General features: G+C 39.9%; 7 protein-coding genes. 5 read left to right on the top strand and 2 right to left on the bottom strand.

Annotation, left to right across the window (positions count from 1 at the left end; all coding sequences use genetic code 11):
* Positions 1–128 precede the first annotated feature (128 nt).
* The 4 genes from PEDSA_RS12115 to PEDSA_RS12100 all read left to right on the top strand — a co-directional run bounded on the left by PEDSA_RS12115 (position 129) and on the right by PEDSA_RS12100 (position 7823).
* The gene (locus tag PEDSA_RS12115) at positions 129–995 is read left to right on the top strand and encodes a PorP/SprF family type IX secretion system membrane protein (RefSeq protein ID WP_013633443.1); all 867 of its coding nucleotides are present in this window, start codon (positions 129–131) and stop codon (positions 993–995) included.
* A 329-nt stretch (positions 996–1324) separates the two neighbouring features.
* The gene (locus tag PEDSA_RS12110) at positions 1325–5413 is read left to right on the top strand and encodes a YDG domain-containing protein (protein WP_013633442.1); all 4089 of its coding nucleotides are present in this window, start codon (positions 1325–1327) and stop codon (positions 5411–5413) included.
* 157 nt (positions 5414–5570) lie between these two features.
* Positions 5571–6446, top strand: coding sequence for a PorP/SprF family type IX secretion system membrane protein (locus PEDSA_RS12105; RefSeq protein WP_013633441.1), 876 nt, complete (start codon positions 5571–5573; stop codon positions 6444–6446).
* Between the two features lie 393 nt (positions 6447–6839).
* Positions 6840–7823 (top strand): helix-turn-helix domain-containing protein, encoded by a 984-nt coding sequence (locus PEDSA_RS12100; RefSeq protein ID WP_013633440.1) that lies wholly within the window; start codon positions 6840–6842, stop codon positions 7821–7823.
* A 169-nt stretch (positions 7824–7992) separates the two neighbouring features.
* On the opposite strand, the gene PEDSA_RS12095 is transcribed toward PEDSA_RS12100, so the two are convergent.
* Positions 7993–8814 (bottom strand): hypothetical protein, encoded by an 822-nt coding sequence (locus PEDSA_RS12095; protein ID WP_013633439.1) that lies wholly within the window; start codon positions 8812–8814, stop codon positions 7993–7995.
* A gap of 457 nt (positions 8815–9271) precedes the next feature.
* Here PEDSA_RS12095 and PEDSA_RS12090 point away from each other — a divergent pair, with 457 nt between their 5' ends.
* Entirely contained in the window at positions 9272–9847 is a 576-nt protein-coding gene (locus tag PEDSA_RS12090; RefSeq protein ID WP_013633438.1) for a Crp/Fnr family transcriptional regulator, read from the top strand.
* Between the two features lie 102 nt (positions 9848–9949).
* Here PEDSA_RS12090 and PEDSA_RS12085 read toward each other — a convergent pair whose 3' ends face one another.
* Positions 9950–11524, bottom strand: coding sequence for a calcineurin-like phosphoesterase C-terminal domain-containing protein (locus tag PEDSA_RS12085; protein WP_013633437.1), 1575 nt, complete (start codon positions 11522–11524; stop codon positions 9950–9952).
* Positions 11525–11528: the final 4 nt, after the last annotated feature.

Genomic DNA, 11528 nt, shown 5'->3' with positions numbered 1-11528 from the left:
AGTTCAGGTATCCGGGAAGGGAAAACGGAGACGGATACCTGAACTTCGTTTATCGACTAACGATCAACGAAAGACGACTAACGAAAGACGACTAACGAAAGACGAACAACGAATAACGACCAACAAGAATGAAAAGATACATACCCATAATATTATTACTGACAGCCCTAGGGAGTGTTTCAAAGGCACAGTTGAACCCCTTAAAAAGTCAGTACTTCCAGAATGAATACCTGGTAAATCCAGCAATGGCGGGCAATCATGGCAGACCGGAGGTTTTCCTGAACTATTCGAACCAGTGGAACAAGATAGACGGCGCACCGGTACTGGGATCAATATCAGCAAGCATGCCTATTAATGACAAAGCTTCATTTGGCGCAAATATCATCAGCGACAAGTCGGGGCTGATCCGCAAGACACAGGCAATGGGGAGCTTTTCCTATAAGGTACCTTTTGCAGAAGATCACGCGTTACGCTTTGGCGTATCATTAAGCTGGTCCCAGGACAGGTTGGACTATGGGCTTGCTACATCCAGCGGTATCAACGATACAGAATTGGCTGGCTATAACAACCGGGAAAACTACCTGGATGGGAACCTGGGTATAACCTATCAGTACAGGAAACTGGAGGCACAGTTCAGTTATCTAAACCTGAACCAGAAGCGTTACAGCGATATATCAACAGTGGATTATGCTACATTCTACAGTTCATTGAGCTATAAGATCAGGTTTGACGATAGCTTTGGGGTAAAGCCCATGCTGTCCTATCGAGGGATAAAGAACTATGAAAACCAGTGGGATGTTGCAGCGGAATGGAATGCGGATCAGTTACGTTTCTACACCATGTACCATAGCAACAGGAGCATTACAGGCGGGATGGGTTATCTGGACAGAAGTGGCCTTACGGTCTCGGCTCTTTACAATTCCGAACCCAATACGATAAGAGGTTTCAGCGGTGGTATCTTTGATGTTGTGGTAGGATATAGGTTTAATCGCTAAATCTTTTTTAGCTTGTAATAAATATCCAACTCGAAGAACTAACAAGTTAATACTTTGTAATTATGTTTAATTGCTTTGGTATATCATTGCAACACAATTTATTTAAGTATCCTTTTGGACACTTAAATAAATTGTAAAAATGAATCTGATGAGAAGAAAAGCAGTCCTTTATAAAACTTATAAACCGAAAATATACCTAATGCTTTATTTAAATTAATGTATATGGCAAAACTTTACTTTCAACACTTAATCGATCCATCGATAATCCGGCATTCAACTACTTCTTAAAGAAATTTTTAATTGTAAACTCATAATCTAAACACATATTAATGCTAAAAAATCTAAAAATTAAATTCCGGCTTTTGATCGGAATACTTTTACTTCTGTTTCAGGTAAATAGTTCTTTTGGGCAATCTTTTACAGAAAGCTTCGATGATATCTCTACACTGGCTGGCAATGGTTGGGTTATCCAGAACAACAGTTCACCCGTAGGAAGTCTTAGCTGGTTTCAGGGAACAGCAACAACGGCAACTCCAACTCCGGGGCCTTTCAACTCCTACAATGGAGCTGCAAACGCATACATCTCCGCGAACTTTAACAGTACAGGTAGTACGGGGACAATTAGCAATTGGCTAATTACTCCAAACAGAACATTACGAAATGGAGACGTGTTCACTTTTTACACCCGAAAACCAACCATCGGTGGCGGTCAGACAGATTATCCTGATCGTCTGGAAGTGCGTATGAGCACAAATGGTGCAAGTACAAATGCTGGAGCTAATGCTGCTCAAACAGGAGATTTCTCTACACTTCTGTTAAGCGTCAACCCAACATTAGTTGCAAATGTTTATCCACAGGTTTGGACGCAATACACCATTACTATTTCAGGGCTTCCGGCTCCTACTTCAGGACGAATTGCATTTCGCTACTTTGTGACGGGTGCAGGAAGCTTAGGTACAAATTCAGATTATATTGGAATTGATCAGGTAGATTATACCCCTTATGTATGTCCTACGCTTACTCTAAGTCCTGCGACAACTGCGTTGCCCAATGCCTATTACGGTACTGCTTACACCGGTGTTAATTTCAGTCAGACAGGCGCTTTGGGAGCGCCTACCTATACAATAACGGCGGGTAGTTTACCCTCTGGATTAACCTTATCTGCATCAGGTTCCTTATCCGGAACGCCTACGGTTTCGGGAACTTTTAATTTCACCGTCACTGTAAATGATAACAGTGGATGTTCTACCTCCAGGGCTTATACTATGGAAGTTTTTGCCATTCAGACTGTAAACCTAAGCGCACTCAGTGGCAAAAAGTATGGCGATTCAGATTTTGATCTTCCTGCAACCTCAAGTGCAGGTTTAGTATTGTCTTATTCTTCAGACAACCCAAATGTGGCCACTATTTCAGGTAATACAGTATCTATAAAGGCTGCAGGCTCCACTAAAATTACAGTTACCCAGGCAGGAGATGCAACCTATCTTCCGCTTAATAAAGAGGAAACTTTTACGGTTGGAAAAGCTATATTGACTGTAACGCCAGTCAATAAAGAAAAGACTTATGATGGGTTAATCTACAGCGATGGGTATGATTTTTCTTATAGTGGTTTTGTTCTTGGAGAAGATATTAATGATGCAGCGATAACAGGCAATATCTCTTTTACAGGTACATCACAAAACGCAACGGCTGCAGGAAATTATCCTATATCGGTAGATATTAGTGCTTTGAGTGCTGCTAATTATGAAATACAAGCAGGAACATCGGCACAGTTGACTATTAAAAAAAGGGATATAAATGGTAGTTTCGTTGCAGAAGACAAAACCTATGATGGCAATAGAGATGCGATAATTACATCCAGAACAGTTATTCCATTGACGGCAGATAATGGGAAGTTAAGTCTGACGGGTGGAACAGCATTGTTTGATAATGCCAAAGCAGGAACTGCTATAACTGTTAAGGCAACAGGTATGGTACTTTCAGGAGATGCGGCAGCAAACTATAATTTGGTGAGCGTTGCAGATGCCACAGCAAATATTACAGCCCGGCCTTTATTGGTTACAGCTACAGGCATTAATAAGGTTTATGACGGTATTCCCGTTGCTGAGGTAAGTTTAAGTATTGATAAATTAGGAGCAGATGATGTTATAGCAAGTTATACAGCGGCGGCTTTTAACAATAAAAATGTCGGAGATGCAAAGACGGTGAATGTAAGTGGAATTACAATAGCTGGAGACGATGCTGCTAATTATACGGTTGCTTCTACAGCAATTTCCTCAGCTAATATTACTCCTAAAGCACTCACAGTAAACGCAACGGGTATCCAAAAGACTTATGATGGTACTAATGAGGCTACGGTAAATCTGGATACAGATAAATTGACAGCCGACGATGTGACAGCAGCTTATACAAATGCCGTATTTGATAATAAAAAAATAGGTGTTAATAAACCAGTAAACGTGAGCGGGATTACACTAAGTGGAGATGATGCGGGAAATTATACGTACAATATTACTGCAAATACTACTGCTGAAATTACGGCAAGAACCTTAATGGTCACTGCTACTGGAAACAGTAAGATCTACAATGGTAATTCGATTGCCACAGTAAATCTGAGTACAAATAAATTAACAGCAGACGATGTGATAGCTGTTTATACAAATGCGGTATTTGATAATAAAAATGCCGGTATAGATAAAGCCGTAACTGTAAATGGAATCTCTATAGTTGGAAATGACGCCACAAACTATACTGCAAATACTACGGCGAGCGCTGTTGCTAATATTACCGCAAAGACTTTAACGGTGACGGCCACTGGAAATAACAAAATTTATGATGGAACTACGGTAGCGACAGTAAATCTGAATACGGATAAATTAGCTGCAGATAATTTGACGGTAAATTATACCACTGCAACATTCAATAACAAAAATGTAGGAACAGGCAAAACCGTAAGTGTAAGTGGTATTAGCATAAGTGGGGACGATGCTATCAATTATGTCCCAAATACTACCACTGTAACAACAGCTGCGATTACAGTAAAGTCTTTGACTATAATAGCGGATAATAAGGAAAAATTTGAAGGAGAAAATAACCCTGGGCTTACAGCGAGCTATAATGGTTTTGTGCCAGGTGAGGACAAGACAGTGTTAACGGTACAGCCCAATCTGTCTACTACAGCTACTGCTAATAGTTTAATGGGATCATATATCATTAGTGTTAGTGGAGCTTCAGCACAGAATTATAGTATCAGTTACCAGTCGGGAATTTTAACCGTAAAGCCAGGGGCACCAACGAGTGTAAGTTTATCATCGACAATATTATACGAGAATCAAGCTACAGGGACAGTCGCAGGAGTATTAAGCAGTACCTCACATAGTTCCACAGCTGTCTTTACTTATAGTTTAGTTCCTGGACAGGGAGACACTGACAATAGCAGGTTTACGATTAATGGCAACCAATTGCAAACGGCCCAACCATTAGATTATGAGGGAAAGCAAAGTTACAGCGTGAGGGTACGTAGTATCACGCAGTACGGCTTCTGGCTGGATGAGACCTTTACTATAGCTATCCATGATGTAAACGAAGCACCAACGATAGATGCGATAGGCAACCAGATAATTTGTTACACCACGGTAGAACAGCAAGTGAGCCTGACAGGAGTTACTGCCGGCCCTGAAATAGGGCAAACCCTTACAATAACCGCCAGTAGTGATAGTCCAACTCTGCTAAGTAATCTGACGGTGAACAACAATCAATTGAGATATCGTGTAACAGAAGGGCAGAGCGGTATGGCGACCATTACGGTTAAGGTCAAAGATAATGGCGGTACGGCCAACGGAGGTGTAGATGAAACTGTTAGAACTTTTACAATCACAGTGAACCCATTACCGGTAAACACGATAGTGAGTGACAAAGGAACCAGTATCAGTAAAGGAGAAACAGCGGTACTTACCGTAAGCAGCAACAACGGTACAAGCTACAGCTGGACGACGGCAAACGGTATCATCAGCGGTCAGAACAGCACTGTGTTAACGGTCCGTCCAATGGAGACCACTACCTATACAGTAACGGTAAGGAATGCCAATGGATGTGAGAGTATTTCAACCATCACCCTGGGAGTGAAAGAAGATTACATGGCGGTACAGGCCGAAAACTTCCTGACGCCAAACGGAGATGGAGTGAATGACAATTGGGTAATCAAGAACATTGATGCCTATCCGAACCATACGCTTTCGATCTATGACAGGTCAGGAAAAGAACTATACAAAGTTCGTAACTATCAAAACGATTGGAACGGTACCTTTAATGGGATGCCACTGGCCGAAGGAACGTATTACTACATCATCCGCTTCGACCAGAACCAACCGAGCTTGAAAATGGCAAAAGGATTTATAACGATAGTGAGAAGCAAATAGAGTTTTAAAGTTTAAAGTAGAAAGTTGAGCGTGGAAAGTAGAAAGTTCAGGTATCCGGGAAGGGAAGACGGAGACGGATACCTGAACTTCGTTTATCGACCAACGATCAACGAAAGACGAACAACCAGCAACGAGCAACGAATAACGACCAACAAGAATGAAAAGATACATACCCATAATATTATTACTGACAGCTATAGGAGGGGGTACGGCAAAAGCACAGTTGAACCCCTTAAAAAGTCAGTACTTCCAGAATGAATACCTGGTAAACCCAGCAATGGCAGGCAATCATGGCAGACCAGAGGTGTTTGTGAACTATTCCAACCAGTGGAACAAGATAGATGGGGCGCCGGTACTGGGATCAATATCAGCGAGCATGCCTATTAATGACAAAGCTTCATTTGGGGCGAATATCATCAGCGACAAGTCGGGGCTGATCCGCAAGACACAGGCAATGGGGAGCTTTTCCTATAAGGTACCTTTTGCAGAAGATCACGCGTTACGCTTTGGCGTATCATTAAGCTGGTCCCAGGACAGGTTGGACTATGGGCTTGCTACATCCAGCGGTATCAACGATACAGAATTGGCTGGCTATAACAACCGGGAAAACTACCTGGATGGGAACCTGGGTATAACCTATCAGTACAGGAAACTGGAGGCACAGTTCAGCTACCTGAACCTGAACCAGAAGCGTTACAGCGATATATCAACAGTGGATTATGCTACATTCTACAGTTCATTGAGCTATAAGATCAGGTTTGACGATAGCTTTGGGGTAAAGCCCATGCTGTCCTATCGAGGGATAAAGAACTATGAAAACCAGTGGGATGTTGCAGCGGAATGGAACGCGGATCAGTTACGTTTCTACACCATGTACCATAGCAACAGGAGCATTACAGGCGGGATGGGTTATCTGGACAGAAGTGGACTGTTTGTTTCTGCGCTTTACAATTCCGAACCCAATACGATAAGAGGTTTCAGCGGTGGTATCTTTGATGTTGTGGTAGGATATAGGTTCGGGAGTAGGAAGTAGACGAAACCAAGGACTCTGTCCGAAATATCTCTACTGCCATTTTCCGGACAGAGTCCTTGGTTTTTATTGATGATTTAAGAGTCGCTCCACTTAACTCTTAAACGGGGGATGCTTACACTGAACGGTACAAGATTCCCTTGTACTGTCCGAAGAGTTAAGTGAAACGTCTCTTCGGATCAATAAATAAAGGAGAGTCTCCGACTTGATATATACATAAGGGAGTTTCAGTCTTCCAACGGATGACTGTGGACTGAGACACCTTCTTTTTAGTTAGCTCGCTTCAAACAACCGACTCATCATCAACTCAGTATTGTTAATTGCTTATCAAAAAATGTCTGTGGAAATTATATTTAATTAACAACTAATGATTAGTTTTAGGGACTTCCTAAACATATGAATTATTCAGCAGAAACGTTAAAAGAATTACTTGTGAATCAAGTATTGCAACATTTTGCACAGTTGCATCCCTTAAACGAGGCATTACAAAAAGAAGTACATGAATATGCCTATATATTGACGCTAAAAAGTGGCGAGGTACTGTTAGAACAGGGGGATTATTGCAATACCCTTTATATGGTATGTCAGGGTTTGCTGATATGTGAAAGCAGCAGAAATGGTAAGACGATAACCACATGGTTCAGTAAACCTGGAGATTGTGCTACATCTGTTTCGGGGCTTTATGGCATGGCTCCATCTGCAGAACGTATGTATGCTTATACCGAAACAATCCTGGTTGCTATAGATGTGAAATATATGCAGCGTTGGTACGAGCTATACCCCGAGAGCAATATTATTATGCGAAAGATGTTTGAACGCCATTTTCAGGGAGCACAGAATAGGGCAAGTGTGGTAAGGATGGGGACTGCTAAGGAGAAATATCAGTATTACAAAAATTCACAGCCAGACTATGTGGCGGCCGCTCCTGTAGCGGTAGTGGCTTCTTATTTGGGTATGAAAACATCAACATTAGAAAATATCATCAAAGAAGAAGAAAGGCAGCTTCAGAAAGATGCCAGTATAGAAGAAGAGTATAGACAACTACTACAATATCTGGAAACAGATAAATTATATCTTCAAAATTCGTTGACCTTGAAAGGATTCGCTCTTATTTTAGGGAAATCGACACATCGTTTATCAGAACTCATAAATAAAAAAAGCGGTAAGAATTTCAATGACTTTATCAATAGTTATCGGATAGCCTACATTCAGGAACGTTTAAAGAACAAAGAAGAATGGCAACATCTTACACTGGAAGCTTTGGGAATGGAAGCTGGATTTAAATCGAGGAGTTCTTTTTTCGCAGTATTTAAGAAACATTTGAGGATAAGTCCTTCTGTATATATGACCCAAAAAGAGGAAGGTGTCTTTAGTTCTTGATAGGCATCAAGACTTGGTGACAATCCATTAAATTTTAAAACTTAACATTGTATTCATTAGTACCATAGAGCTACTATTACGCTTTATTTTGGATGAAAACTCGTTACCTGGGGCAGAGACGCTTCTTAAGTTTACAGACAGCAGGGAAGGACAATTCCCAGGTTTTAAATTAAAGTTCTTCCCAAAAAATATCAGGATCAGGAGAGGACTTAGGTTCCTCCTTACTTTCTAAAGTGTTTTTTTGATGTTGTACCACTTTCCCATCCGAGAAATGCAAAACCTCAGCAATGCGCCCTGCCTGATACCGCTTATTACCTATAACACTTAAAGGACCGGACGAATTATAATCAAAACAAATGGTAGTCATAACTACCAAAAACCACTCACTTTCCTGGCGAATAACGATTTTTAATTTCCCACCATTAAAAGACTCAGCTCTATTCAAAAATATAGGGGGAGCTTTTGAGGTAAAATAGCTTGCATCCGAAAAATCAATCCACGAGTAAGAAACTTCAAGTCTTAACCTTTCAGCCTGTGGAGGGGCGCTGATGGTCAAGTCCCATTTAAACGGCGGCAGATGTATCCATACCTCATCGTCATGAATAACAACGTCCAATCTAACAAGAGTCAGACCATCAAAATGCCTGTCCTTGTTAAACTCGAATCCTTTCAAAATATCTGGGTCTCCATCAAATACTTTTCTTTTCCCTTTTTTAACGACAGGGCCACTGCGTAAGATTTCTCCAAAACGCTTAGATAACCTGTTATGCAAATCACTTTTGAATGGGCTTAGCAGTACATCTTTGAATGCATTTCTTAATAAAACAGAGGCTTTGCTTGCTACACCGAATTCATTGGCGCTTTTTAGGCTCTCTGCTGGTGGTTGGTAAGACTTCGGTTTTTTCCGTTCGAAGTATTTCTTACCCCTTCGGTAACCTACTCTATTGCCTGATTTTCCAGAATAAGGTAAAGAATGTTCTTGTTCAGCCATAATATTTTGCTTATATTAGGGTGTTATCTAAAATAACCAAATTAAAGATTTAATCCAAGTGTCTGATTTATAAATCCCCTACAAGTCCCCCTTAAGTCCCCATATACTCCCCATCAAGTCCCTGTTTACAAGGTACTAACTTTGTAGTAACTATACCCTTACCATATCCTTCCTTTAACTTAGATAAACTTTTTGTAGGTCACTTGTCTGCCTGCTGCCGGTTGAAAGGGTAAAGAAAAAATAAACAATAACCAACAAGAAGCGAATAATATCCTGTTTTGTTTATTTGTTGATGCCACATTATTGCAGTTGTCCAATCTTAACCTATTAAGAATCCTACAAGATAAAGGAATTTTAACGGTGGTGATGTGAAAATGATAATAGCTATTAACAGAATTAGTTACCATCCTTCAAAAACAATATTTTTATTTATTTTGTGCTCATATAAATCGAAATCATGCAATCCTTGAAAAACTTATACCAACATCCCTTATTAAGTGATGCAAATCTTCTTGAGATTTTTGATGCACATCATAAAGTAACTTTCAATAAAGGTGATTTTTTGTTAATAAAGGGAAAGACTGCTAACTCCTATTTCTGTGTAGAAAGTGGTTTGGTAAGGTCTTATGTATATGATTACGATGGAAACGATATCACTACAGGTTTCATTGGAGAAAACGAAATAGCTATCGACGTTGTGTCTTTATTTAAGCAGGTTCCTACGGTTGAATACTTTCAGGCTTTAACCGACTGCGAATGTTATGCTATCGATCTGGATAAATTTCAAATTCTGTATCACTCTATTAAAGGCTTAAACGAATGGGGCAGGGCATGGATGTCTGAAAGTCTATTCCAGTTAAAACAGCGTACCATATCTATGATTACCGATTCTGCCGCCGAACGCTATAAAATGTTACAAAATCAACATCCCCAGATCTTACTTCAATCCCCTTTAAAATATATTGCCAGTTATTTAGGTATTACTGATACCTCTTTAAGCAGAATCAGGAAAGAATTGGCAAAAGAGATGTAGTAGTTCTTTGTCAATCGTTTATTTTAGCCAAGGATTTAGATCCAAAAAAGCGGAATCTCCACTTATTTGGATTCCGCTTTTTTAATACTCGGTTTTAAAATTTTATCTTTTGACTATTCTATAAGTTTTTTTCTGCGTAAAGGTTTGTCCGTACATATCTGTAGCTTTTACTTCTATTGTATGCTCACCAGGTTCTAATTTGAATGGAATAGCAGATTTCCATAAATGACGACAATTGTTAGCTTGTCCTGGTCTTTTACCAGATAGCAAATCTTCGCTATAATCCCAACGATGCTGAAGATGTAAAAATGCAGGATCTGCTTCCAGTACATTTTCCATTTTTTTCCATTTACCATTGTCTATTCTCATAAGGACTTCGTCGTTTTCTTTACCCATAAAAAAGTTCGCATATATCGATGCTGAAGTTTTCTTTCCGTATTCTATAACCTTAGGAGCAGATATTTCTATCTGATAATCTTCTGGTTTACCCGCAACTTTATAATTCGCTTTATATTGATTACCGCTAAAGGATATAAACGCATAACCTTTAGGCGTACCATCGCTCATGGTTGATACAGGTATACCATTATTATCCAGTTCTCCAGAATACCAGTTGCCAGATGTAGTACCTACATTGTAGTGATGATGTGGTTTTTCCTGTTTCCAACCATCTTTTTTATCGAAGAAACTTTGCCATTGGTTATGCGTATGGGCAGATAAAGAAAGGGTATAAGGGAAATCGGACAGTAAATCGAATATTTGTTGTCTGTCTGATTTTCTGAAATGTTCCGGTTCGCCTTCTTTACTAAAAGGAATGTGGAAAGCCAGTACCACCAATTTATCTTTAGGTACAAATTTCAGGTTATTTGCAACAAATTCCATTTGGTCTTTTCTAAGGCCACCCCAGTATTTGCTCTCGCCACGAGGATCAGGGTACAATATATCGTCCAATACAATGAAGTGTACTTTTCCGTAATTGAAAGCATAATTAGCAGGTCCGAAATGTGCCTCATAAGATTCATCTGATAGTGAATCTGTTTTTGCATCAAAGTTCATATCATGGTTTCCCATCAGGTTGTACCATGGTAAACCTATTTTTTTGACAGCTTGTATGTATGGGTTAAAAAGATTAGGGTCGTTGCCTACCAAATCTCCCATGCTAATACCGAAAGCAATATTCTTAACTCCTTCTAATTCCTTTACCACACCATTGGTGAAATAGCTAATTTCATCCATGTTATATGCTTGAGGGTCGCCAAAGACTAATATTTTAAAATCCTCGGACTCTGCAGCCGGTTCAAGTAAAAAGTCTATGCTTGCCGGCAATTTACCTGTTGGGGCTACGCCTTTGTATTCTTGTTTAGGAGAACCGTTTGGTTTGTGGATATAAAAGAACTGAGGCAGATTATCCGCATTTCTAGTGATAGTATAGCCGGAAGGCTTGATGACAGAAATAATCTGATCATTGTTTGCTGGTAATTCATAATACCCATTTTTATCGGTAATGACTACCTCTCTTCCGTTTGTTACCGAAACAGAAGGAATACCTTTTTCAAATTTATCATGTCTGCCATTTTTATTCGTGTCTTCATAAACAAAACCTTTTACTTTGGTTTGTGCATGGGAAATACCCAGGGTACCAAATAGACATAAGGTAATTAATGCTACTTTTTTCATTTTA

Origin of the sequence: Pseudopedobacter saltans DSM 12145 (genome assembly GCF_000190735.1) — a bacterium.
GTDB lineage: Bacteria > Bacteroidota > Bacteroidia > Sphingobacteriales > Sphingobacteriaceae > Pseudopedobacter > Pseudopedobacter saltans.
This window is presented reverse-complemented; position numbering and strand designations above follow the sequence as displayed.